Below are 24178 nucleotides of genomic sequence, written 5' to 3' on the forward strand. Positions count from 1 at the left end.
GGAATCGGGGCCAACGCTCTTTAGATTCGACGCGGGAGCTTATGCACAACTACTTCAATTCCCGGCTGCGCAATCCCGAAAAAATTCTGCTCCAACGAGCAACTGCCGCCAAATCTGCCCCGGTTACGCTGCGGCCCATCACAGAGGCAACAGCCGCGCTGTGCCGGCTCGACGAGCGCATCGCCCGTTCGCCCGTGGGCGAGGGGTTGTCGAGCGCTCGCACTTCACGGACGCCTGCGCCTCGCTGCGGATCGACGGTGAACTCGTCCATCTCGAAGACCTCGTCCTCCATGACGCCACGAAGGATATTCGCACGCCAACCTATGAACCTATGAACTCACCATCGCCCGCGACGTGCTGAAAACCCGCCGGCGCATCGCCGCGCATACGTCCGGCTGGGCGCTGTCCGCCGAAGGCCTGCGCTCCCTGCGCGGGCACGGCCTCGCCGCCGGCGCGCCGACCGCAGCTCATGGTGACTGGGACCGGGACCGCCGAGCCGACTATCGACGCGCGTGCAGAAGGGGAGGGGAGGACGGTGATGACGGCGCCGCGTTCGATGCAGAGCTTGCCGCCATCGATGCCGTGCTGGCCCGATCCGAGGCCGCAATCGCCGGCGACAGAGCGCCGATCCGCATCGGGTCCCCGGAAAAGGATTTTCTGGTCTACGATCCGGACTGGAGTGAGGATGAAAGACTCGACGAATGGCAGGTGGTGCTGCGGCAGACACAAGACCTGCCACCGGTGCTACAGGCGATCGTTGTCCTCGATGCCTGGAGCGAACTCTCTGTTCAGCAGCATGCGCCCTGGCTCGGCAGGCTGTTTTGCGCTTCGATCCTGCGTGAAGCCGGCATCACCACCGGTGCCCATCTCGCCGCCATCAATCTCGGCCTGAAAACCATTCCTATCGATCGGCGCCGTCATCGAGACCGGGAGACCCGGCTGCTCGCCATCGCCCACGGTTTTCTGGCGCCGCCGAGCTCGGCCTCAAGCAACACGATCGGCTGGCGCTGGCGCGGCAGATGATGGAGCGAAAACTGGCGGGTCGGCGGACATCCTCAAGACTGGCGGAGCTGGTCGAGCTCGTGATGGCGAAGCCGTTGGTGTCGGCCGGGATGGTGGCCAAGACGCTCGATGTGACGCCGCAGGCGGCGCGGCGGATTGTCTTGGAGCTGGGGCTGAGGGAGATGACCGGGAGGGGGAGGTTTCGGGCGTGGGGAGTTATGTAAATCCACGGCTTACGAAATGACCCCGTCGCGCACTGGTTGGGCCCGTGCGGCGCAATGCCACTGACGCGCCAGCAGACCGACCTTCAAGCAGCGAATATTTCTCGCTGGCTCCTGACCTAATCCTCCAGCAAATCCGCCCACAACAGGCCCTTCTCTTCCCGAAACCGCTTGAAATAATCCAGCTCTTCTTTCACCGCGTCGTCGGACTTGAAATAGTCGTGCATGATGAGGTTGGACTGGTTGAGAATGGCGATGAAGGAATCCAGCGTTGCGGCGAGGTCTTCGCGGGTGGGTTTGTCGAATATCACCATGTCGAGGCCATCCTCCCGTGGCCGGAAGTGCCGCGACGTGAGCGCCCGGATGTTGTTATGGCTGTCGTTGCAGAGGCTGTTGTAGATTGACCGGTATTCGTTTTCCATTCCAGCCGCTTTGAATTTGTCATAGTTGCTTGGAATAGCTGATGCTTCGGTGAAGGCCTTCAGCTCCGCCGTATGATGATCGAGCTTCTTTAGCGCTTCAGGGTTATTTTTGAAGTAGATGAGAAAGGGGTTCTCTCCTTTCACTCCGGCGCCTGCGAGCTTAATCCACTCCTTGTGGTAAACGGCAAGCATCGCCTTCAGATACCCGTCGCTGTTCGCTAAATTGATAAGATCCACATGAGCTTCCATGGCGGACCTGAGCAATGTGTCCATGCCAGTATATGCGCCGCCCTCGCGAATAATGATGGCGCTGTTCGTCAGCTCGATGATGGTGGCGTAGAGCGATATAAGGGTCCGGTGAACTTCGCTGCGCTTGTCGAAACTAAGATTGCTAAGATGCTTTACGGTCACACTGTATAGTTCGATGATATAGCCGTACATTGGTTCCTCCGGGCAGAGAAAATTTGCACGGCTGGAGGTAAACGTCCAGATCATCCCAAGTGCGGTCTACAGCCAGAATCCTGAGTGAAGTTCTTCTCCGCAAGGCTGCGGTTCCCAGCAATGTTCTGTGCTGTGACAATGTTGGTTCCTCCGGGCATCCAAGGCGAGATGCGCTGGCGGCGCCCGCGGCCGGTAATCCTAGCCGGGATGGTGGCGGATACGCTCGACGTCACGGCGCTATCGGCGCGGCAAAGTATGAGCTTCGTGCTTAAGGAGATGTCGGCGATTTTTTAGCTGAAAACGATTGGATAAACCCACCCCTTCCCAACACCTGTGCTCGTTTCGCGCGAATACCTCTCCGTGAACGGATAGATCATGCTAGCAGCACGGCCCTCTAACCTTGATAAATAGTACAGCCCGAAACCCAGAACCTGTGGTTTTGTTGATAAGGGGCTCAAATATAGGTTAGATATGCGTTGTTTGCTGTTTAGCAGACTCACGGCCTCATCTAAGACAGCGGCCGTGACATAGGGGTCGTTCGCCGTCGCGAAAAAATTGAGATCCACGGCATGTTGGGTCGAAACAGCGGATACGCGGTCAAGGCGTAAAATGCTCTCTTGGTACATGTCTGCACTCAAAGAGGGAAAGCAATGCAGCTGCACAACTCGCGCGCTTTCCTTATTAGCTATTACTTGGCCAATTAAGCTATGATCATAACCGATGCCAACCACGACAACGTCATGGTCCATCTCGGGGTTGTGCAATCCTTCAAAACCAGCGACTTGGCGTACACTGACTGTCTCTGTCAGAGAAAAGCGCGTTTCGACCTTGCGCGAATAATGGCCTGGTTCAGTATATATGAACTCTAGTTCTTCGACCGGATTAGCTTTGAAATATTTCAGAAGCAAAAGGATATGGGGGTGCAAAAATCCCGTAATGTCGACGCACACGCTCTTGATGTCCGGATCGGCCAGGCCGCTTCGCCGAAGGCCCTCAACAACCAGCTCCGCTTCATTCTCAGGTAGCGAATCCACAAGATGAGGTCCTGCAGGATATTCATCGGTGCTGTATCCGTAATCGGGCAAGATCCACCAAACCTTCCGAGATGCATTTACCTCGTCAAATGTAGACTTCACCCGTTCATTGTCGTTATATGCCGAGATAAAAACGTCTCGATTACGCTGTTTCTCATCGGCTGATAGAAGACGCTTTGAGTCAATCAAAAATTGCAGCATCATTGATCACAGAAGTTTTGGTTGTTTTACAGTGGCATTACGCGAGACTTCGATGAACATGTTTTGAACCCGACCTCGCATCAGAGACGCCAGCGATGCCCGCTTCGTGTGATCTAAAATCGCGTTCGCGAGTTCTTGCTGTAGTTCAATCGTTCCCCGCCTATGGATCGATACTCCCCATCTAGGGGCAAGCATAGGGCCAAGCTGGTATTTGGCATCGACGGCGTGAGAGTTCTTGTTTTTGCTCCCTGCCTGGATTTTGATGAGGTATGACCAGTTCTCGCAGGTTTGTAGTACTTTGCGTGCGTTTTCGGTTAGTTTCTCCTCATCAACGCTGAACGTCCCAACGTCACATTCGCTCGGTTTGTCGCTGTATCGCACGGTTCGGAAGAGCACCGCCAGTGCTTCCACCGCTTCCCTTACGTCCACCCCTGTTCCCGTGGGCTGTGCATCCTCCCAGAACCAAGCGGCGCTGTCGAGAACACCAAGTGATTGGGATTCGACGCTGATCACGCCATCGGCGAATGGCTTCTCCCCTGCGAACGAAGAGCGACGGTAGATTTGCTTCAGAATACCAAGTAGATTCCGCGGGATTCCCTGTGACAAATGAACTAGCTGTTCCCAACCACAGTAAGGGATGGTTTTTCCGCATTCTCTGTAGAGTTGAGCGAGCAAATCGGAGCCGAAGTGGCTTAGGACATCCTCGTAGTCGGGTGCGGCAACTTTCCCACCTTTCATGAAGGCATCCGCTTTCGCTGATATAGATTCAGCAGCCGCGCGTATTTCGCCGGTTGTGTCGGCCCATGCTCGGTATAGCAAGAGGATGTTCACCTTCTCGAGTAGGGGATAATCCTTCATTGTCAACAGCGTTACGATTTGCTCCACCCATGACAATGGCGCGTCAAACCCCTTTGTAAGATTTGACCGTAGCTTTGCTATATGAGTTCTGTCGGCTCCTTTTTTGTCTCGGCCCGAAACCGCCTCAAGGGTCGGTTTCTGGTAAAAATTGGCCTTGTTTAGCTCTTGAAAGCAATCACGGAGTTCTCCGTTACGCCGCGATGTCAGACCGACTTGGTCAAGCCGCTTCGATACCAGTTTTTCAACAAAGACTTCATACGCTGATGACTCATCACGTAGGAAGGAATCGAGTTCTACGCGCTCGTATTCCGAGCCCCGCTTTATGGGTTCTCCTGATCCAAGCGTTTCGTATGTTCGAATGCCATACAATCTGGCGCCCACCTTAACCGTGGCATTTCCGGATCGGTATCGGATCAAGCTGTTGAGGAACCGTTGTTGGGTGGCAGTGAAATTTTCCGCCTCGTCGATAAGATAGACAAATACCGTCTTTTCGAATTCACGGATCCGTTGCGCTGCTATACGCGGGAGGCCGTAGAAAAGACTTCCAGGCGAGAAAGATATCACCACCGGGTCCATGGTTCCCGTGATCGCCACGTTGTTAGCCGCATAGTCAATATGCTTTCGTAACCGTGTGACATACTCAATGAGCTCGTCGATGGTCGAAAATTCACCCTTCACATTGATGTCGAAAAGTTGGTGGATATCCGAAACGAAGCCGCTTGAATCGTAGTCGCATTCCTCGTTTTCGTTGAGCCAGCTTTTGAGGACATCGAGAAAAGTGGCGACAAGCCAAAGCTCAAAATACATGCTGAAGATCGCCAGCCACAGGTCTTCAGTCTGCTTCTTGCCCGAGAATTTCTGCGAATTAAGTCCTTCGGCTCGCACGTAGATGCCGAGGTAACCATCTTTTACGACAGCATCGGTTATGCTTCCCGCCCTGGCTGCTTGCACCGGCGCAGAACAATAGCGCATCAAATGCGTCTTGCCGCTGCCTTTGCCGCCAACAAGGATCATCGGCATTAAAAGTCGAGGTTGAAGGAAGTTAACGAGACCTCCATGTTCGTCGGCGATATCAACCCAATAATCAAGGATCTCCGCCGCAGAAAAATCGGATGCCTTAACGAGGTCAAACGGGTTTTCGTCTAGTCGAATTGCCATGCTTCTAATCCTAAATCTTCGGATACCGTCTAAATATCGGTGTCCAAGGTATCGGAGAGCCGTTTGAGACCTCGCGCCATATTATTGGGAGCGTATTGTCTGGTGTGTTGTGATGAAATCCGAACAACATCTGACTGTCTTCAAAACCTCCCGCGTGGCCAGGAGCCAGCAGGTTGCCATAATGCAGAGCAACGTCGCGAACAGTTGCCTCAGATACATGCTCCGGTACCACCCGAAGATATCGAGAATCGTTAGAAAGGCACCGGTAACTAGCGTCCAGCTCGATAAGAGCAGCCGATCGCGCATTGAACAACGTGTTCGTCCTCACATTCGACATACCTGCTGCGGTTCCGAAGATTGAAAAGTAAGAAAATTCGATGTCAGGATCGAGCGCCCGAATATCCTGCAAGATGTTCCTGGAGTATTTGAGTGCTGTATCCCCCGAGCCGCATACATCATCCAAAAATATATATCGTCTGATGGATGTGTCCTGTAACTGCCTCGAGACAACGCCCCCAGGGCCGACAAACCTCTCAGTGATTTCTGCGTTGTCCAGAAAAATCGACTTAGTCAGCCCGTTCTCCTGCCTAAAAAAATATAGCAGATGAACGCCGCTCTCAGACGGATTTCCCACCCCAAGAAACCGCGTCCGGTTCAATTCTTCGGAAAGTCTCGCTCGTATCACATCGAGATCGCGAGTGTCGTCGGACGCCTTTCGGACCTCTTGAATAAGAGGTATAAGAAACAGATCTCTGTATTGGGCTCGTAGTAGAACACGAATTTCCGTGCTGCCGTAGTAGAGAAACTGGGCGAGGAGGTATAATGCGTGTAGTCGCTCCACCTCATTGGTATGGCCGCTCCGACCGTCGAAATTCTCCAACCACCGCTCGACAAGTGGCCAGCTAACTCGGCCTTCCCACAAAGCGGAATTCAACACGGTAATGCGTCGGCGAAGGCTGTCCCAAGTACTTTCAGCACCTTCGTCTTCCACAAGCGGAAGCAGGCTTCGGATTTCGTCCAACGGGCTCATCACACTTACACCGGCAGCTTCTTATGGACCAACATCCGGTGTTTAGTGATGGCTTCTGAGCATCCTTGCCCCGTTGCCATCAAACGTATTTCTTTTATCGTATCCGCCAGTCTCTGTCGCATTATCGAACCCTTTGTCCCCTCAGCGCTTTTGAAAAACAATCACGTGCTCTCGTTCAATTGTTCCGGCGGTTTTGTTGCGCTTCGTCATCAACCCTCGGGATCGTATATCGTCCACTAGTTCAAGCGTCGTTGTCAGACCTTTGCGCGAGAAAATGTCTTTCACAAACTGACTAGTTGAAAAATTATGGCCGCAAATCATATTATCCCCAACAACTAGAACTAGATGCCCGTTCTGTCGAAGTCGTGAAACGATATTTTCTGCCGCGTTGTCCATTTCGCGAAGATAAGTAACCGCAATGTGAGCACGCAGAGGATTAACAGCTTTGATTTTTTTTAGCACCTCCACAGCGCTAGACACTACTGAAGCGCTCTCCGCGTTGTAGTCAGATTTGCAAAAGTGCTCTCTGCCAATATTTAGTTTCTCTAGCTCGCGAAGCTGATTGGCGGGGGCCATTCCCAACCAGCCAATGCTTAAAGACGATGCTCGAATGTATTTTTGGGCTCCTGCGTAAGGCGGCGAGGTGATGATGAGGTCCGCCTTTGCTTCTCCATCTAGGTGATGTTGCCGCGCATCGGTGTAAATTTTCGAAATGCAGCCTTCCGGCATCTTACTTAAGCGAGCGCAGTTTGCCATTACAACCTTTTTGAAATGCTCGATAAGGTCTGGAGAGTGTATAATGTGCTTTTCGAGCGCCTCTCCCTTTAGTCGAACGGGTACAGAAAGTCTCGGATCGCTGACGCTCACTTTTTTCACACAGGCGGAAAAGCACGCCTCAAAAAAATCGAGGACAGAACCGGTTGTGTTATTTCGTATTGAATAAAGTAGAGAGCCGAGAGAGCTAAGCACAGCTTCAGAAAACCAAATATCCTTTTTGATTGTAGTAGTAAAAGAAACTTGCCGCGCTGCGTCGACATCAGAGATGACTGCATCAAGTGCTGCTGTTATTATATTGGAAGTTAGGTGTGTCGTCTTAGCTTTAGCTATAAGCCTTGCGAGCGGGTTTGCATCGGCGCCCATAGCCCGCCGTCCAGCTAATAGAGCTTCAACCAAGACAGTGCCAGACCCCGAGAAGGGATCATAGACCAAGTCGTTTGGTCGCGAGTACTTTGTGCAATTTATGAAAAATAGCGGGATGTTAAGCAGCAGCTTCGCAGGGTAAGAATGAAAAAGATGTGTGGCTCGATCCACACCAGACCCGAGTGGAACAAGGGCGCGGAAATTGACCGACATCGGTGAACCGTTGGCGTCGTATGCTTCTTGCAAACTCTGAAGGTCTGCGTCGAAGTTCCAGGTCTTAAGATCGCGTGTTTTAACTTGCGTGCTAGTTGGCGCAGCCCCTGCGGTAAAATCAGAGTCCGTCAGAGATCGAGCGCGAAGGGGACGAATAAATTCATTCATCTTTGAGCGCAGACATAAGCTCGGTCCATTCCCTTTGGGAAAGACCGCTCTCATCGAATGAGATCGATTTACCAACAAGCTGGCTTTTCACGACCTTCCACGCTGAAGCCGAGAGTGTCACCGCGCCTAGCTTGTACTCCTTGAACGCATCGTAGGTCAGAGGGACCCATTTTTCGGTGATTTCAAGCAGCCGTTCTGCATATGCGCGGATCTCGTATTGAGCGTGAGGATCGGCTCGTAGGCGTAAAAAATTCAACAAGTTGTGTAGATTCGTCTTCCAATACCACTGTGTGTAAAAATTGAGGCTCAGGTTCATGCGAGCGAGCTCGCGCGCGATGCCAACACGTCCATTGTCAATGACCATGCCTTCTTCGGAAACATTCAAAAGAGCGTTGTAGCCCGCGTAGCTGCGCTCAGCCTCTTCACGAAGAAGGTTCAGCACCCACCCGTTGTCGGCTAGAGGCGCGTCCTCGCGCCCTTGCTTGTTGTTGGCGGACTGCGCAGCCAAATTCGCGGCATCAGGCACATAAAACTCTTTGTCCAGAATAGAGTACCGGGCAGAGTACTCGTTCACACTCGCAGTTCTATGGCGTATCCATTGGCGAGCAACAAAGATCGGCAATTTAACGTGAATTTTAATTTCGGCCATCTCGAACGGCGTCGTATGTGAGTGGCGCATCAGATATCGGATGAGGCCGCGATCCTCGCTAACCTTCTTCGTCCCGCGACCGTAGGACACTCTTGCGGCCTGCACCACCGCTGCATCGTCTCCCATGTAGTCAACCACACGGATGAAACCGTGGTCGAGCACAGGAATCGTCTTGTGGAGAAGTTCTTCCAGGCCGATGGAGACAGCACGGTACGTCGGTTTCAAGTCGTCTCGCAGACCGTTTTCAAAGTCATTTTCCTGTACCAAATCATCCTCATAGAGTAGCTGTCTACGCTATATCAGTACTGTGAATTCGGCCTAGCGACAATCTAGAAGGCCTTTTTTCTTCCCAATTGCCTTCAAGGGATGGGAGCATCGCTTTGGATCAGCGTCGCGCGCGTAAAACTGCCGATAGCCCCACGCTTGTCTAAGATCATTAGGATCTTGCGGCTGCCCAAATGTTCGATCGAGAGCTTGATCGAAGACATTCGAATTCTTGCCGTTCATAAAGCACATTGGGATAGGCGCCGGATGAAGGCTTGAAGGTCAGCTTGCCAAATCTGTCTTGAATACCTCATTTGCATCCCATGTACGAAGGCAACAAACCACATGGCACTATGAAAAAGCGACTGAACGACAAAGTGCTCAAACGTGGGGATGTGATCCTGACAACCAGTGACGCGGGGATTAGTAAACTAATCCGCGCCACCACCATCAGCCCGATTTCGCACGCTATGCTCTATGTCGATCACTGCTCGGTCATCGACGCGACGGGAGATGGAGTTCACTCCGCTAACACACAACGACTGTTCTTCGAGCCGCACAACGCCGTATTTGTCCTTCGCGTCGAAGGTGGGCTGGATCCGGCAACCGCGGTAAAGATCTGCAACTATGTCCGCGAACGCGTCGGAAGCGAGTACGCAACTTGGGAAGCTGGCAGAGCCTGGCAGGGACTGGGAAAAAAAGGAACGCCCAAACAATTCTGCAGCCGTCTCGTTGCCCAGGCTTACGCAGCCAATGGCTTCAATCTCGTCAAGAACACGGATTTCTGCACGCCAAAGAAACTATTGAAGAGTGCGAAGCTCGTCGAAATTGCCGACCCTACGGTGGAAGTCACCGACGAGGAATATCGGGCCTGGCAGATACATCCCAACGGGTTAGATATGATGCGGCAGTCGACGAACCACATTCTCAACGGCGCTCGTAATATTGATAAATCTATTCAACATCTTAGTGACGTGGACACATTAGTGCTGGAACATTCCGAATACGACGAAGCCGTTTTGCAGCTTTATATAGAGTCGGGCTTTCTTCACGTTTGGAAGACCGATCACGAGATCAACCCGTGGCACTACGATGGGCAGCTTATGGAGGATGTTGGCAGTAGAAATTATGACGACGTTCGGTGGTATTGCGAGAGCACTCTGTCTGAGGGGTCTCGCACAGACAATCGATATGCGGCGAATGCCAAGGTCTACCAACATTACCAGTCGATGAGGCCCAGAAAAACCATTGCGATGCTCATGGCCTTCTATCAGATGTTAGCGGAGCAACACGCGCGCCGCCTCGATATCGCTGAGAATTGGCTCAAGCGTCACCCATAAGTATGGTAGCGAAAGCGGCTTTCTCCGAACCATCCGGCGCCTCGCGAAGTACACAGCAAGAGGCTACCTCAACTGAACTTGAAAAACATATTATCGTTAATGTTCAGTGCGATAAGGATTAAACATCTACAGGTCACCGGTTCCAATCCCTTCAAGACCAAGGATTTCGGAGCGCAACGAGGATCAGCTAGCACACGCGGCCGATCCAACAACCGAACGATTTCAATCAAAGAACGCGAACGTTTTCAGCCTTCGATTTTCGGGTCTTGCGATCCTGACCGACGTCGTCCTGATCAAAGATACGTTGTATGAGGGCGATGCGGCTGAAGCTGCCGAGGCGGTGGAATGCGTCGAAGCCGCACAATAGATATGCATAGGCGGCAACATAGGGCCGAACTGTTTGGTCCACCCAACCTGGCAATCGTCTTGCAAACGCGTGACGATCTTCGCCGATAAGGCGCACCCACGCATCCTCGTTCCAGCCCCAATACGGCGTACCTTCTTCGGCAGATCGGAATAGAACGACGCCAATGGCATCCTTGGACGAGCGACGATGAAGCTGTGTGTCGGGAATGCGGAGGTAGAGACGGGCCGCATCGAGCGGAGCCAGAAGCCGACCCACCTGCGACCACTCAAGCCGATTCGTGTTATGGCTACGCCGCCTCCGGAGATCCCAGTGTAAGGCCCAGAGCGCTTCTTGCTCACCAATCGCAAAAGACGGTGATCGATCGAACTCGGCTAGGTTCAACATCGGAGTATTCCGCTTAGTCAAGGTCATGCCGACCCCGCCGCGGTAGCTGCAAGAAGAGCAATCCTCCAGTCGTGAATCTGTGCCATACCACTGGCAAGCTTGGCGGCAAGCTCGCGACCCGACAGGTGAATATACTGGAGCGTCGTGTCGGGTGAGCGATGGCCGGCGAATGTCGCGATCGCGTGCAACTCCCAGCCAGCGCGCGCAAGATCGGTCAGGCAGAGGTGGCGTAAGGTGTGCGTGCTGAAGCGCGGCTCGCCAGCCTCGAGGGCGATCCGACGGATAACCTTGGACCATGTCCAAAGCGTCAACGGTTCGGCCCAGTTACGAGGCGACTCCGATAGAAACAGAGGTCCACGTGCCCGGCTGAGAGTTGAGCGATGAGCGAGATAGGCGCGAAGCAGCTCTCCTCCTGGCGCCGAATATGGAACCACGCGCTCTCGCCGGCCTTTTGTCGTTTCGGCTCGTACCCTGATTGTGCGCCGAGCCGGATCGATATCGTCGGTTCGCAAGGAACACAGCTCCTCGCGCCTCAAAGCGGCATCATAAGCGAGCGCCAGCATTGTTCGATTTCGAATTGGCTCACGGCTGGCGACCGTGAGAATTGCGTCCCATGCTTCATCGTCGGGTATCCACGGCAAATGGGTGAAGCGCGGCATCAGACCGCGGCGGCTGACCCCGGCCCGTCCTCCAGGCGCATATCGGCCACGACCGATCGGGCTGGATATTCGTAAGCCCTCCTCGACGAGAAAATCATAAAATAAACGGACCGCAGTCAGTCGCTGTTGTACCGTCGCATTAGAGAGGCGCGGAAAAGAGGGAGCACCATGTTCGGCGACACTCCGAGGTCGGAACGAGGGCCGGTCCGTGAGATCGCGTACGAAGAGAGCGATATCGTCACGTCCGGCACTGATGGGATCGATCAAATGGGTTGCGCAGAAAACGAGATAGGCCGTTAGACCACGACCGTAAGCGTCGATGGTTCGGGGCGCACAGCCGAGATCGTCGCGCATTCGCAGCCACGTCAGCGCAGGCGGAACGGAAGCTATCTCGGGGAAACGCCGCTCTATCGAAGCAGAAGACACTCTGTCCCTCCCAGTTTTCACCCAAATTCATGAAGCAATTCCACGTAACATATATGAAGATCGAGCGCTCGATGCGGCCCATTTCGCGCAGCGCCTGATTGAGCCGGTTTTGCCGGGGGGATGCGGCAAGTTTCTTGAGGATCACCGAGGGTGGCACCAGACCTGCGCCGATCGAAGCCTTCAGGCGCAATACCTCATCCCAGTGCTGCTCGATGACATCCATATTGACGGTTCCCGCGATCAGCGCGTCAAGCGGGGCGTAAGCCGGATCTGGATCGATGGCGAACAGCCTGCGATTGCCGAGATTGCGGATACGCGGAATGAGTCTGTAGCCGAAGGCATGGAACATGGAAAACGTCGTTTCGGTCGCGCCGGCGGTGTCTGTTGCGTGCTCATGGATTTCGATTGAGCTTTCGTTGTGAAGGAGCCCGTCGAGTACATAGGGAGCCTCGCTCTCAGACGCCTGGATCATGCGGGAGAAGAAGGAGGCGAAGCGGTTGGACAGGAAGCCATAGAGCGAGGCGCCGGGCCGCTTGCCATATTTTGCGTTGTAATCGAGGCTGGCTTCGCCGCGGCCGCCGGCCGGAAAGAACTGACCGTCTGAGGAGGATATATGGCCATCACCCCAAATCGCGGCAAAGGGATGGACTTGCTGCGCATCGACCAGAACGGCGGTCGCCGTGGCATAGGTTTCCGAGCGCAGATGCCGGTCCACCATCAGCATCATTTGATGGATCGTGACACCACGCGAGCTTTCAGCCATGCGCTCAGCGCCCGCATTGGTCGCGTCGGCAAGGATCGCCGCCATCAATGCCGCCTCATCGCTCGCCGTCTCACCGGTGCGATAATGGGTGAAGCTGTCGAGAAACCTGGTCCAGCTGTGAACTTCGGCGAGCAGGCTGGTGATTCTGATCCGTGGAACGAGGACATAAAGACGCCGACTGAGCGCTACGACCCTCTCGCGCTCATCCTCGCGAATGGGCGAGATTGACAGACCCTTGTCGGAAATCACCGCATCCGGAATGGCGTTGGACGCAGCCGCTTGAGCCAAGGCTTTCAGTTTGGCGTCAAGCGTGGCAGTGCGTTCGGCCCGCCAGGCCGCGAAGCTGTCCGGGATGGCAAGCCCCAGCCGTCCTTCCACGCGCATCAGGGCGAAGGTCGCGCGCGGCAACAGATAATCTTCAAAACTTCGCCATGCTCGGCTGCCATCGACCCAGATGTCGCCGGCCCGCAAACGATCCCGCAGGTGGACGAGCACCGCCACTTCCCAGGCGCGGAGGTCGATCTCGCCGCCGCCCGACCGGACACGTCGTCGCCATTTGCGGGTCAGGAAAGCAAGCGGCACGTGCGCGGGCAGCTTGCGTCCGCGGTAGAGCGCGGCAGATGATCCACTGCGGACAGAAGCGGATCGTCGGGACGAAAGGACCGGAAACAAAACGCGTCGAACAGGAACCGGGCCAGCTTGCGCATCGACTTGTGCCGCTCCACCAGTGCGTCGAATTCGTCGCTGCGATCAGGACGAACAACAGCTGTGGCTGCCGCCATACTGGCCAACAGTCCTTCCCAGCCGATGCTGGCTGCGATCGCCGAGGCAAAATCAGCGTTGCCCTCGCGTGCCGTCACCAGCGCCTCACCGAGCTGAAGATGATTGAGCGCCACACCGGCAAGGATTTCCGCTTCTTTCAGCCGGCGTTCCTTGCGGCTGACCTCGGCTTTGCGGCGGGCGCTGCCAATCAGTTTGCAGAACATGTCGATCGCAAAATCGGTGATCGACGCCTGCCTTTCGATGACGAAGGCGGTCAGCGTGGCGTAGCGACGCTCGACGGTTAGGCGTCGTATCTCACGCGCATGCAGGATGCGGGTTTCCCGGGCGATGATGCCATAGCGGTTGGCATGGATCGTCTTGCGCCTTTCATCTGGAATGGCGGCGGACCGCAAAACCTCAAGGCGGGCGATCAAACCCTTGAGGTTCTTCAGCTTCGCCCCTTCAGGTGCTTCCGCGATCCAGCCGAGATGGCTTCGGTCTCCAATCCGGTCAGCGACAAGCTGGTCAAGGACCTCAATGGAGGGCTGGGCCAACCTCCGGATCAACTCACGATAGGCATGCCTGCGCGCCGCTGCCCGACCGGCCATCGCCAGGCGTATCAGCAGTTCGGGGCCAGGAACGAGGAGCTTCCCGTCTTTCAGCGCCTCGATAACCGCCTGTGCGATCGGCATACCCTTCTCGGTAGCGGCCGCCTGGCGTGCTGCCGCGGTGATCAGACTGCGGTAGTCGCTCGCCCGGACAGCTCGCAGCCCAAGAGCGGCAACGATCTCGCGCGCATGTTCCCGGCGTGTTTCCTCACGTTGCGCATAGAGGCCGAAAACGGCAGGGTCGATGCCGAGCTGATCGGCGACAACCGAGACAATTGCCTGAGGCGGAGCTTCGCCCGCGCGCAGCGGCCGCCCCAAATCCCGGACCAACGCAAGCTGGATCGCAAAGCCCAACCGGTTGTGCGAACGGCGATGCCCCTTGGCGAAGGTAATATCCTCGACCGAGAGCGCATAGCGCGCCAAGGCCTCTTCATAAGCTTCGGGTGGCTCAAACAGTGTGGCACGCGACTGCGCGTCGAGGAAGGACATCGATCATCCCCGCCCTTAAAGCGAGGTGTCGGGCGGATCTTTCTTCCCCGGCCCGGTCCATCCAATCCGCCTCAGTGTGTCGATCAGCGTGGATCGCGGTACCTTGAAAGTCCGGCAAACGGACGCCTTGCTGGCGCCGCCTTCCAGGGCCGCAAGGACCTTTTCGGCGTCGATCGCCGCAGGCCTGCCGCCCTTGCGACACCGCCGGCGCGCCGCAGCCAGGCCGGCATTGACCCGCTCCGTGATCAGCGCTCTTTCGTATTCGGCAAGCGAGCCAAACAGGTTGAACAATGCGCCATGCGAGTTCGTGGTATCCATCGCCTCCGTGAGAGACCGGAAGGCGATGCCACGCGCCTTCAGTTCCTCGACAATCCGGATCAGATGCGAAAGCGAGCGCCCCAACCGGTCGAGTTTCCATACGACCAGAACATCGCCCCTGCGCCGTTCCGCGAGTTCTCTCACGACAGCCGTCCTCGCGCGTTGGAGACCCGAAATGACCATCAGCCTCTTGAGTTGGGGATGCGAATTTGAGCGAACTCTGGAATTTTGTGCTTCAGCCACTTCAGAGATTCTCCGAGAGCCCAATACTCAAGCTCGGCGACTTTTCCGGGATCCTTTGTTATGAGACTGTCGATATCAACATATTCGGCAGGCTCGCGGAGTGGCGTGACGGGATGTTGGAAGAAACCTTCTCCCAAATTTGCGCTTCCGCGGCGGTCTCGCATCGCAGCCTGATAGCCCCACGTGTTTTCAAAGCAAATTCGATCGACTCCCGAGGCTAGAAGCTGAGAAGTGATCTCAGCCACCGGAGCATTGCCTCCGCCGATCGGCACACCGAGCAGGCCACCCTCGCCGGGAGCGAGGATTACACAGTCCTTCAGGTGCGCCGAGCGTATCCAGGGGCGCATAAGATCCAGGGATGTCAACGGATCCTCATAGAACAGCATCGAGTTCACGTAGTCAAAAAGCCCTTGTACCCAAGGACTGTCGACGTGGGTGAGGATTTCGGCGACCTCGCTGGCCGAAATATCCTCGTGGTTTTCAAGAAGCAGTGGGATGCCGGCGCGCTCGGCTGCATGCGCCGCCTGGGCGAGATTGGCTTTGGCTTCTTCGACGCGAAGGCGCCTGTCCAAAGTTCCCTTGGTGTAGGTCCGCAAGAACCCCGCGCCGAGTTCTTGCGCTATGCCGAGCCATCGCTCGATATGCGCCGGCTCGGTCCCCGCGGTCTCGATATCGATCAGTATCCCGCGCTTTTCCAGATGGGCACGAAGTTTCCGAAGGTGCGCCGGCTCGATTCCAGAGATTTCGATGTACGGTTCAAAGCACGAGACGTTGATGCCATCGAATCCCAGGTCCGCGGCAAGATCGACGAGCGAGAACACATCAAAGCCCGGCTTGTGGCGATACTGATAACGAAGACCGTACGAATGCAGGAATAGTTTTGTCATGATTTCGAGAATTCCAGTTTGCGGGATGCATCGGAGGCTGCGAGGAGCGCAAGCAACGAGGCGATTAGAATGAAAATGCCTGGGATGAGCGGCGCCGCTGAATCGAGCAAAAGGCCGGTCGCATTGAGCTTGATCAGCGTTCCCCAGTCGGTGGTCGGGGGCTGGATGCCAATTCCGAGCAGGCTAAGCGCGCTCAGAAACATCAGGCAGGCAACGAAACGGTTGACGAGCTCGACAGCCGCGTAGGGACGAATGTTCGGCCAGATATCTCGCGTGACAAGATAGACGAAGCCTTCGCCTCTTATCCGAGAAAGCTCGACGAATGGCTCGGCGAAGATTTGGATCACCGGCGCCTTGAGCGAGCGATAGGCCCGCGTGAACTCGACCACGGTGATGATGATAATGAGGCTCGATGTGGTCGATCCGAAGGCAGCGATGAGCACGAATGCGATGATGAGACTGGGGATTGAATTCAGCGCGTCCATGCCGCGGGCGAGGATCGTGCCGGGTATCGTTGGCAGGGCGCTGGTCAGCACCGCGCAAGTCAGGCCGCTCGCCAACGACAGCAACGTTGCTGCCGCGCAAATGAACATCGTCACGCTACCGGCTCGAAGGACCTCGAACAGCATGTCACGCCCGAGATAGTCAGTTCCCAATGGATGCGCCGGAGAAAGGCTTTCAAACGGGCCGGCTCCAGAAAAAGTATCCGCCGATGTTCCGATGAAGAACGGCGCGATCATGAAGAAAAGGATAAAGCCGATGAATATCAGAGCACGCATTGCCGGGGTTCACTCTCACGATAAATAACACTCCCCGCCACATCCTCGCGAGACGCAGAGGGCGCATGGTTGTCCCTGACGGGGTGTACGACCTGACCGTCGCGCAGTTCGAGAACATCGCTTGCGAGGCGCGCGACGATCTCCGGCTGGTGCGAAACGAGCAGCATCGCCATGCTCCCGCTGGCCCTGTGCCTGTCCAGAATATCGGCGACGACATTTGCGTTCACCGGATCGAGTGACGCCGTGACTTCATCGAGCAGCAGCAGTGCCGGATGACTGGCGAGGGCAAGTGCTATGCCCAATCGTTGACATTCCCCACCCGACAGTTCCGCGCTCCGTTTGGAACGGTAGTCGGCGGGCAAGAGGACTTTCTCAAGCGCGTCCACAACGGCATCGATGGAATGATCGTGTCCGGCCTGACGCAGCCTTCTGCGAATGAGATAGTCGACGCTGAGAGCAGGGTTCAGATGCAGCTTCACCGATTGCGGCACATATTCGAGCTGGCGTTTTTGCTCGACGGTGCGACGGGAGTGGTGCAACGGTATCCGCTGACCGTCAACTTCAATGGTTCCTTTAGCGTCGCCATGCTGCCCAAGCAAGCTCCGCAGGATCGTCGTCTTGCCGGCACCAGAGGGGCCAACGATCCCGAGGCAGGCTCCGGGCCGTACCTGAAAAGCCACGTTCCGAACCAGCGGCCGGCCGCTCGGCGCCTTGATGCAGAGCCCGCCGACCGCCAATCGCGGCGGCTCAGTCAGCATTGGCTGGGGTTTGAACGCAGCGCGGGATTCTCCAACCAGCGGCGCTGCCGGACGTACGGATCTCGGCTTTACCGCCGGGGGAACAGACGCGCTCAGGTCGATGGTCTGATCCGAAAACTCGGCAAAGAAGGGGAGTTCGTGCGATATGACGAGCGCTGCAGCACCGATTTCCCTAACGCGAGCCTTGATGGCCTCGATGACGCTGGTCTTAAGATCCGGGTGCAGCGCCGTCGTCGGCTCGTCGAGAATAATCAGGCGAGGCGTCGCACAAAACACCGTCGAGATCAAAATGCGCTGCAATTGTCCGCCGCTATATTGGTGCGGATAGCGATCCTCATCAAATCCGGGAATCTCCAACCGCTGAAACGCCGCCTGAAGGAGTTTGCGGCGCTCGCTCCGCTCTTGCGCTGTGTCACCGGCAAACTCGGAGATCTGACCGACGACGTTCCGCGGGGCCGCCAGCGCCGTCGCCGAAGACTGCGGAATGTAGAGAATCTCGCGCCCCCACAGCGCCTGTTTCTGCCGCTGGTGCATCTGCAGCAAAGGCCGCGTCCCGAACAGGACTTCGCCGCTCACGATACGAACATTGGGTCTCAACCATCCCATGAGGGCGAGGCAAAGACTGGTCTTGCCGACGCCTGACGGTCCGATCATCGTCGACAGCGTGCCGGGCTTCAGTGCCATACACAGCTTCTCGATTCGCCTTGCACTAGCCGCGGAGTTAGAGATGACTGCCGAGAGGTCTTTGACTTCAAGAACATTGGCGGCCTCTGCGGTGTGTTGTCTTTCGGAGCTGTCTGGTTTCATAGCGCGCCTCTTTTGCTGATCTGGCCGGCGACCAGGTCCGACAGCGAGTAGATGCCCACATAGATGGCGGTGATGAACACTGCGCAGAATTGCAGGACCGGGATATCGCGCCAAACAACCGAGGACACCGCCAATTCGCCGATACCGGAAATACCGAAAACAACCTCGATCACCAGCACGCCGGTCAGCAGGTAAGCGCAGTAAATGAGGAGGAGGTTGACGATCGACGGGAGGATCGCCGGAACCGCATAGCGGAGCGCAATCCAGCTTCGGCTGAACCCGCGCAGGCGAGCGAATTCGAAATAGTCCTTCTTTTCCTCCATCAGTAGCAGCGACAGCAGCATGCGGCCGACATAGGCAATCATGCCGACGCCGAGACAGGCGCTTGGCAGAATAAGAACGCGGATATGTTGCGACACCGACTGATCTGGCGCCAATCGCGAGACTGCCGGCAGCAAATGGAGCTGGACGGCAAAAACGTAGATGAAAATATAGGCGATGAGAAACTCCGGTGCGCAAAGCACGATTTGCATGAAGAGCTGGAGGAAACGCCGACTTTGCGGAGGCGCGAGGAAAGACGCCACGCCGGCAGTCAGAGCAAGCGGAAACCAGCAAAGCGCGGCGCCAGCAAGCATCAGCGTATTGCCGAGACGCGGCTGAACGACCTCCCAGACCGGTATGCGGCTGGTGAATGATTGGCCGAATTCTCCTTGAAGGAAGTGAAGCAGCCAGGTGACGAAGCGCTCCGGCAAAGGCCGGTCCAGACCAAGGCTATGGCGCAGTTGGGCGCCTAGTTCCGGCGTGTAGTCCTGGCCGAGCAACTCCGTCACGAAGTCGCCCGGAATGAGTGCCGTCCCGAAGAAAATCAGGGCGGCAGCAACCAGGAGAATGACTAACCGTATTGTCAGTTCAAAAGCAATCGAACGGAGGTTTGCGAAGGGCGACCTCTGCTCGTGTTGCTCGGAAGTCAGAGAGTCAACGGACATCGCGGATCAAGCGCTCTGGTCGAGCCAAAGGTCAGCCATAGCCGGTCCGGTCAATGAGCCCAGCGGAGACGGCGAAACGCCCTTCACTTTGCTGGAGACCGCGTCAAGCTGATCGAAGAAGAGCGGGATGCCGGCGCCGCCATCGTGGTGAATCGTCTCCTGGATCGCCCAGTATAGTTCGCGACGCCGGTTGACATCTGTGGTGGCAACCGCCTCGTCCATCATTGCGTCCACCTTCGGCCGGCTCCAGTGCGTTTCGTTCCATTTCGCGCCCGAGCGATAGGCAACGCGCAGCATAAGGTCGGGCGTGAAGCGCGTACCCCATCCACTCACCATGAGCGGCTGCTTCAGCCAGACGTTGTCCCAATAGCCGGTGACGGGATCGCGTTTCGGCTCGAGCGAAATTCCCGCCTTGCGCGCCCCATCGGCATAGACTTGCGCCAGATCGACCGCAACGCCGGGTGTCACGGCGTCAGAGGAATGGAGGACCTGCGTCGGAAAGCTCAGTCCAGCTTTCTGCAGGATCGACTTGGCGCGATCGGGATCGTACGTGCGGATCGGCAATTCGGTATGGTAGAAAGAGCTGAAGGGCGGGATGGGGTGGTCATTGCCGATCTGCGCATGGCCGGCGCAAAGGCGATCGCGCATTTGCTCTCGGTCGAAGAGATATTTCATCGCATCGCGAACTTCAGGCCGGTCAAACGGCGACGTGTCGGTCAGCATGGCAATGACGTTGTGCACGCCGCTCGGGGAAGACACGACCTGGAAGCTGGATGTTGCCGCGATGCGCTTCGCGAGCGCGAAGTTGATCGTCTGCACGGCATCCACATCGCCGGCGAGAAGTGCTGAAGCGCGCGTGACCGCGTCCTGATTTCCCTGGAACGCAACCTCGTCCAGATAAGGCTTGCCGTTCTGCCAATAGTTTTGATTGCGGCGGTAAACATTGACGCCGGCCGGATTCAAGCCGTCTGCTACAAAAGGACCGGTGCCCAACGGCTTGTCAAAGGTCGAAAAGCCCTCTGGGAAGATGTAGAATCGGTCCTGCGCCAGCAACAGAGGGAAGTCTGCATCGGGGCGCGAGAGAACAAACCGCAGTGTATAAGGATCGTCCTCGACGATCTCGGTGATGTGTTCAAGAAGGGTGCGCAACGGCGACTGCGAAGCCGGGTCGCGAAGGCGGTTCAACGAATAGGTGACGTCCTTTGCCGTCAGGCTCTTGCCATTGTGGAACTCGACACCGCGACGCAGTTTGAAAACCCAAACGTCGACCTTGTTGTTGACCGGTTCCCAGCTCTCGGCAAGCATCGGAACGGGGTTGAGGCGGCTGTCGACGCACACCAATCTTTCTCCAACCATCGCGTAGGCAAAGTATACGCTGAAGGACGCGACTTTGGTGGGATCTAGCAGCGAGGACGAAGCTGTCTCCTGCAACATGATTCTTAACCGGCCGCCCTTGGTCGGCGTGGGACTTGTTTGCGCGAGACTTGGGCGGGTGATCGCCGCAAGAGCGGTGGTTCCGAGAGAGATGTTGAACATGCGGCGGGAGATGGGATGATTGAGCATTGCCGAATCCATTGTTTGTGTAGACTTTGCATGCGCCGTCCAGCCGACGTGATCTGTTTCGTTGCCGAGGCGTTTCGCAACTCGTATACACGAGTTTTCGTGACAGACGCATGACAGAGAGGTTAATTTTATGAAATCACGCCCGTCCGGGATGTCAGGACAACCCCGTTGGAAGACGATCGTCGAGACCTTGCATCGCGAGATTCTCGAAGGCGAGTTCGATAAGGAAGGGCGACTGCCCGCTGACACGAAAGTAGCCGAACGGTTTGGCGTCAGCCGCATGACCTCGCGCAAGGCGCTCGCAATCCTTCAGAACAAAGGGCTCATCCGGATCGAACATGGCCGCGGAGCATTCATCGAAACCGATATGCTCGAGTATCGTATGGCCTCACGCATTACATTTCCTCAGAATGTCCGCGCCAACAAACAGTTGCCAAGCCGAAAGCTGATCTCCGCCGAGAGCAGGTCGGCTGATGGATGGGTATGTTCCTGCCTCGATCTTGCTCCCGGAACATCGGTACTGGCCGTTCAGCTAATCGCGGAAAGCAACGGTCGGCCGGTGGCATTCAGCACCAGTTTCCTGGATTTGCCCAGGTTTTCAGGTTTCGTTGAGGCGATGGGCCCAGAGGCGGATGTCGAATCCGCCTTGGCGAAATTTGGATTTGCCTCTTTGTGGCCCGGCACTGCCAAGGTGATCGCGCGTATGCCGACAGAAGAGGAGGCCAAACTTCTTGATCAATCCCTGTCGAGACCGGTCGTCGAGAAGAGAGCCGTGGAAGTGGACGAGAACGGCAGGCCCGTGTGGTGCCATGTGACCTGCTACGCCGCTGACCGGATCCAGTTCGTTTTCGATGGGGAAGAGCCGGGCAAATAGGCCGTCATTCTAAGCCAGTTGCGAAGACAACTCACAGGCAGATACGAAATCAAGAATTAGCAAATCGACAAGTCCGTTCTCTGCCGTTGGCCGATCTTGCCTCGACCCAGGCCGATAATTCAGGCGGTACATGCGAAAATCACCCTTGACGCGCAAGGTCGGCGAAATTTGCCGTGTACAGGTCGTATGACCGCTCACCGGACGCGAAGCAGTGAGGCGTTTCTTTGATTTCAAGATAAGGCAAACCGAAATCACGACCTTGATGCCACGTTGCTGTCAGGAACTTCGCGCAAATCTAACGATGCTCGAACCGTCAGTACTGTTCAAAGCGAGTGCACCGTTAGGCTACACGACCGGATTATTCGAACAAAATGTTCTGCAGCGACGTGTGGCGGACCGGAGTTATCGACGGTGACGACATCCGATCCCTCCGGATCGAACTCGCCGCCACGCTGCAACCGCTGCATAACGTCATCATCGGCTTCACGACCACGGCTTCTCAGACGATCGGCAATCACATCCGGTGACGCCACGACGTTTACGATCTTCAGCCTAGAAAATCTTGTCCGCGCTTCGGCCAGGATGGAACGCGACCCGTTCGCGACGACCACGTCTCCATTGGCTAGCCATTCATCGATAATGATCGGCAATCCGTAGGAGAGGCCATGCGCTTGCCAATATAGAGCAAGAAGGCCTTCCTCGACCAGTCGCTGAAACGCTTCCTTCGTTGCGAACGCGCTGTCCTCGCCGCCGCCAGCGGGCCGGGTAATGATTCGTCGCACGAAGTTGAAGCGTTCGTCACCGGCGAGTGCCTCTTTTGCCAGGTTCAACAGCGTGTCCTTGCCGGCGCCGCTGGGGCCGACGACCAAGACCAGTGTTCCTTCTAGGCGAGCGCTATCGGTCATTAACCGAACCCTCCAACTGCATCTCGCGAAACGCAAAGCGGGAGGTGGCCACGAAATCGGCATGCGGACCTTCTTGCTCGAACAGGGTGATGGCATCGACGAGGAAATCTTCGTCGAGCAGCGGTCCGAACTGCCTTTTCAGCCGTGTCTTGACACCCTCCCGGTCTTCGGCCGACACGGGACCGGTCAAGGTCATGTGAAACTGGAAGCGGTCGAATACGTACGGATAACCCCACTGAACCAGATTGGTCATCTCCGCTTCATCGAGGCTCGACTTCAACCGCCGCTGGAGATCCTGTGCCGTCAACGGCGCACGGAAACGATCGAACTCCGATACCACCCGAGTGGCAAAGCTGCGGAGATATGGCGTAGTGTTGATGGGTGCGAGAGTGAAGAACTTTCCGAGCGCGGTGACCCGCAATGGTCCAATCGGACAGGGCGGTCGACGTTGCGCGAATTGTTGGATGGCAGTCTCCAGTTCCTGCCGGCTTTTGCCCGGCGCAAGGCGAAACGGCGGTTTCAACGTCGCATGAAAACCGTACCGCTGCGGTTCGGCTGTCAGTGCCCGGTCGGCTTCTGTTTGCTTCTTGGGAACAGGGGTGTTAGGATCGAAAGGATCGCGACCCAGCCAAAGTGCCGCCGCCCGGCTTAACGGATGCGTTGGAGCCGGAGCATAGTACAGCGCATATCGTCGGTCACCCCCTTGGCCGGTCATTCCACCATCGCTCCGGCTGACATTTGCAGGTCAGATTTGCCAGACGATGAAGGCACGGCTGCTTTTCCAACTTCAAACAACCGGTCTGCAACGGCGTTACGCACCTCCTTATCATGAAAGATGCCAACGACGGCTGTGCCACGTATTTTTGCCTCGTCGATCAGGTCGACGACCGTTGCGCGATTGGCGGCGTCAAGCGAGGCGGTGGGTTCGTCGAGCAGCAAGATCGGATAATCCACGATGAAGCCGCGGGCGATGTTGACGCGCTGCTGCTCGCCACCGGAAAAGGTGGCGGGCGCCAGCGACCAGAGGCGTTCGGGAATGCGCAGCCGCGTCAGCAGGGTCCTGGCACGCGCCTTGGCCTCATCGACCGGCATGCCGTTGGCGATTGCCGGCTCGGCAACGACGTCGAGGGCCCCGACGCGTGGAATGACGCGCAGGAACTGGCTGACATAGCCGATGGTGCTGCGGCGGATCTCGACGACCTCCCAGGGCTCGGCCGCCAAAAGATCAACGGTCTGGCCAAGGTGTTTGACCAGGATCTGCCCGGCATCCGGCTTGTAGTTGGCATAGAGCGAACGCAACAGCGTCGACTTGCCGGCGCCGGACGGCCCGTGCAAGCAGACGCATTCGCCGGCCTTTACCGTCAGTTCGACGTCGTCGAAGACCGGCAGGACGATGCCGCCCTGTGTGTGGAGCGTGAAGGTCTTGGTCAAGCCCTTGGCGTGCAAACGAATGGTCATG

The 24178-nt window shown here is 56.5% G+C and carries 21 protein-coding genes and 1 pseudogene; 3 read left to right on the forward strand and 19 right to left on the reverse strand.

Annotation, left to right across the window (positions count from 1 at the left end):
* The first annotated feature begins 41 nt into the window (after positions 1-41).
* A pseudogene (locus CU103_RS29015) lies at positions 42-1226 on the forward strand (RHE_PE00001 family protein).
* A 116-nt stretch (positions 1227-1342) separates the two neighbouring features.
* On the opposite strand, the gene CU103_RS29020 reads toward CU103_RS29015, so the two are convergent.
* The 6 genes from CU103_RS29020 to thyX all read right to left on the reverse strand — a co-directional run bounded on the left by CU103_RS29020 (position 1343) and on the right by thyX (position 8804).
* Positions 1343-2086, reverse strand: coding sequence for a DUF5677 domain-containing protein (locus CU103_RS29020; RefSeq protein WP_106667516.1), 744 nt, complete (start codon positions 2084-2086; stop codon positions 1343-1345).
* Positions 2087-2376: 290 nt separating this feature from the next.
* Positions 2377-3324 carry a hypothetical protein gene (locus CU103_RS29025; protein ID WP_106667517.1) on the reverse strand — a complete coding sequence of 316 codons (948 nt, stop codon included), beginning with the start codon at positions 3322-3324 and terminating at the stop codon, positions 2377-2379.
* 3 nt (positions 3325-3327) lie between these two features.
* A complete protein-coding gene (locus CU103_RS29030) occupies positions 3328-5337 on the reverse strand; it encodes an ORC-CDC6 family AAA ATPase (protein WP_106667518.1) in 2010 nt (669 codons plus the stop codon).
* A 10-nt stretch (positions 5338-5347) separates the two neighbouring features.
* Positions 5348-6367: a phosphoribosyltransferase-like protein gene (locus tag CU103_RS32950; protein WP_106667519.1), complete on the reverse strand. Its 1020-nt coding sequence runs from the start codon at positions 6365-6367 to the stop codon at positions 5348-5350.
* Positions 6368-6508: 141 nt separating this feature from the next.
* The gene (locus CU103_RS29040; protein WP_170117145.1) at positions 6509-7888 is read right to left on the reverse strand and encodes a DNA methyltransferase; all 1380 of its coding nucleotides are present in this window, start codon (positions 7886-7888) and stop codon (positions 6509-6511) included.
* Positions 7881-8804, reverse strand: coding sequence for an FAD-dependent thymidylate synthase (gene thyX, locus CU103_RS29045; RefSeq protein ID WP_106667521.1), 924 nt, complete (start codon positions 8802-8804; stop codon positions 7881-7883). The genes CU103_RS29040 and thyX overlap by 8 nt, the downstream gene beginning before the upstream one ends.
* Positions 8805-9154: 350 nt before the next feature.
* On the opposite strand from thyX, the gene CU103_RS29050 reads away from it, so the two are divergent.
* Positions 9155-10141 (forward strand): YiiX/YebB-like N1pC/P60 family cysteine hydrolase, encoded by a 987-nt coding sequence (locus CU103_RS29050; protein ID WP_170117146.1) that lies wholly within the window; start codon positions 9155-9157, stop codon positions 10139-10141.
* 226 nt (positions 10142-10367) lie between these two features.
* Here CU103_RS29050 and CU103_RS29055 read toward each other — a convergent pair whose 3' ends face one another.
* The 10 genes from CU103_RS29055 to CU103_RS29095 form a co-directional block, all read right to left on the reverse strand.
* Complete coding sequence (locus CU103_RS29055; RefSeq protein WP_146147890.1) at positions 10368-10763, reverse strand: hypothetical protein; 396 nt, start codon at positions 10761-10763, stop codon at positions 10368-10370.
* A 152-nt stretch (positions 10764-10915) separates the two neighbouring features.
* On the reverse strand, positions 10916-11818 hold the full coding sequence (locus tag CU103_RS29060) for a tyrosine-type recombinase/integrase (RefSeq protein WP_342588918.1): 903 nt from the start codon (positions 11816-11818) through the stop codon (positions 10916-10918).
* Positions 11790-13322, reverse strand: a complete 1533-nt coding sequence (locus CU103_RS31840) for a Tn3 family transposase (protein ID WP_210203854.1) — start codon at positions 13320-13322, stop codon at positions 11790-11792. Before CU103_RS31840 ends, CU103_RS29060 begins: the two co-directional genes overlap by 29 nt.
* Positions 13304-14599, reverse strand: coding sequence for a DUF4158 domain-containing protein (locus CU103_RS31845; protein WP_210203855.1), 1296 nt, complete (start codon positions 14597-14599; stop codon positions 13304-13306). Before CU103_RS31845 ends, CU103_RS31840 begins: the two co-directional genes overlap by 19 nt.
* 15 nt (positions 14600-14614) lie before the next feature.
* A complete protein-coding gene (locus CU103_RS29070; protein ID WP_425350678.1) occupies positions 14615-15061 on the reverse strand; it encodes a recombinase family protein in 447 nt (148 codons plus the stop codon).
* Positions 15062-15099: 38 nt separating this feature from the next.
* Complete coding sequence (locus CU103_RS29075; RefSeq protein ID WP_106667526.1) at positions 15100-16047, reverse strand: sugar phosphate isomerase/epimerase family protein; 948 nt, start codon at positions 16045-16047, stop codon at positions 15100-15102.
* Positions 16044-16826, reverse strand: coding sequence for an ABC transporter permease (locus CU103_RS29080; protein WP_106667527.1), 783 nt, complete (start codon positions 16824-16826; stop codon positions 16044-16046). The genes CU103_RS29075 and CU103_RS29080 overlap by 4 nt, the downstream gene beginning before the upstream one ends.
* Positions 16814-18268, reverse strand: a complete 1455-nt coding sequence (locus CU103_RS29085) for an ABC transporter ATP-binding protein (protein WP_170117147.1) — start codon at positions 18266-18268, stop codon at positions 16814-16816. The genes CU103_RS29080 and CU103_RS29085 overlap by 13 nt, the downstream gene beginning before the upstream one ends.
* Before the next feature lie 119 nt (positions 18269-18387).
* Positions 18388-19377 (reverse strand): ABC transporter permease, encoded by a 990-nt coding sequence (locus CU103_RS29090; RefSeq protein ID WP_106667529.1) that lies wholly within the window; start codon positions 19375-19377, stop codon positions 18388-18390.
* A 6-nt stretch (positions 19378-19383) separates the two neighbouring features.
* Entirely contained in the window at positions 19384-20940 is a 1557-nt protein-coding gene (locus CU103_RS29095; protein ID WP_170117148.1) for an ABC transporter substrate-binding protein, read from the reverse strand.
* A 130-nt stretch (positions 20941-21070) separates the two neighbouring features.
* Between CU103_RS29095 and phnF the strand changes: the two genes are divergently transcribed.
* A complete protein-coding gene (phnF, locus tag CU103_RS29100; protein ID WP_106667531.1) occupies positions 21071-21814 on the forward strand; it encodes a phosphonate metabolism transcriptional regulator PhnF in 744 nt (247 codons plus the stop codon).
* A gap of 323 nt (positions 21815-22137) precedes the next feature.
* On the opposite strand, the gene phnN is transcribed toward phnF, so the two are convergent.
* From phnN to phnL, 3 genes are read right to left on the reverse strand one after another with little or no spacing between them, the layout of a single operon-like run.
* Positions 22138-22719: a phosphonate metabolism protein/1,5-bisphosphokinase (PRPP-forming) PhnN gene (gene phnN, locus CU103_RS29105; RefSeq protein WP_106667532.1), complete on the reverse strand. Its 582-nt coding sequence runs from the start codon at positions 22717-22719 to the stop codon at positions 22138-22140.
* Positions 22709-23434, reverse strand: coding sequence for a DUF1045 domain-containing protein (locus tag CU103_RS29110; protein WP_106667533.1), 726 nt, complete (start codon positions 23432-23434; stop codon positions 22709-22711). The genes phnN and CU103_RS29110 overlap by 11 nt, the downstream gene beginning before the upstream one ends.
* Positions 23431-24177: a phosphonate C-P lyase system protein PhnL gene (gene phnL / locus CU103_RS29115; protein ID WP_106667534.1), complete on the reverse strand. Its 747-nt coding sequence runs from the start codon at positions 24175-24177 to the stop codon at positions 23431-23433. Before phnL ends, CU103_RS29110 begins: the two co-directional genes overlap by 4 nt.
* Position 24178 lies beyond the last annotated feature (1 nt).

Source organism: Phyllobacterium sophorae, from assembly GCF_003010965.1.
GTDB classification, from domain to species: domain Bacteria; phylum Pseudomonadota; class Alphaproteobacteria; order Rhizobiales; family Rhizobiaceae; genus Phyllobacterium; species Phyllobacterium sophorae.

Bases quoted from the DNA above. Each gene is read 5' to 3' on its own strand.
- CU103_RS29020 (WP_106667516.1), bottom strand. From the start codon at position 2,086: ATGTACGGCTATATCATCGAACTATACAGTGTGACCGTAAAGCATCTT.
- CU103_RS29025 (WP_106667517.1), bottom strand. From the start codon at position 3,324: ATGATGCTGCAATTTTTGATTGACTCAAAGCGTCTTCTATCAGCCGAT.
- CU103_RS29030 (WP_106667518.1), bottom strand. From the start codon at position 5,337: ATGGCAATTCGACTAGACGAAAACCCGTTTGACCTCGTTAAGGCATCC.
- CU103_RS32950 (WP_106667519.1), bottom strand. From the start codon at position 6,367: ATGAGCCCGTTGGACGAAATCCGAAGCCTGCTTCCGCTTGTGGAAGAC.
- CU103_RS29040 (WP_170117145.1), bottom strand. From the start codon at position 7,888: ATGAATGAATTTATTCGTCCCCTTCGCGCTCGATCTCTGACGGACTCT.
- CU103_RS29050 (WP_170117146.1), top strand. From the start codon at position 9,155: ATGAAAAAGCGACTGAACGACAAAGTGCTCAAACGTGGGGATGTGATC.
- CU103_RS31845 (WP_210203855.1), bottom strand. From the start codon at position 14,599: ATGTCCTTCCTCGACGCGCAGTCGCGTGCCACACTGTTTGAGCCACCC.
- CU103_RS29075 (WP_106667526.1), bottom strand. From the start codon at position 16,047: ATGACAAAACTATTCCTGCATTCGTACGGTCTTCGTTATCAGTATCGC.
- CU103_RS29080 (WP_106667527.1), bottom strand. From the start codon at position 16,826: ATGCGTGCTCTGATATTCATCGGCTTTATCCTTTTCTTCATGATCGCG.
- CU103_RS29085 (WP_170117147.1), bottom strand. From the start codon at position 18,268: ATGGCACTGAAGCCCGGCACGCTGTCGACGATGATCGGACCGTCAGGC.
- CU103_RS29090 (WP_106667529.1), bottom strand. From the start codon at position 19,377: ATGTCCGTTGACTCTCTGACTTCCGAGCAACACGAGCAGAGGTCGCCC.
- CU103_RS29095 (WP_170117148.1), bottom strand. From the start codon at position 20,940: ATGCTCAATCATCCCATCTCCCGCCGCATGTTCAACATCTCTCTCGGA.
- phnF (WP_106667531.1), top strand. From the start codon at position 21,071: ATGAAATCACGCCCGTCCGGGATGTCAGGACAACCCCGTTGGAAGACG.
- phnN (WP_106667532.1), bottom strand. From the start codon at position 22,719: ATGACCGATAGCGCTCGCCTAGAAGGAACACTGGTCTTGGTCGTCGGC.
- CU103_RS29110 (WP_106667533.1), bottom strand. From the start codon at position 23,434: ATGACCGGCCAAGGGGGTGACCGACGATATGCGCTGTACTATGCTCCG.
- phnL (WP_106667534.1), bottom strand. From the start codon at position 24,177: ATGACCATTCGTTTGCACGCCAAGGGCTTGACCAAGACCTTCACGCTC.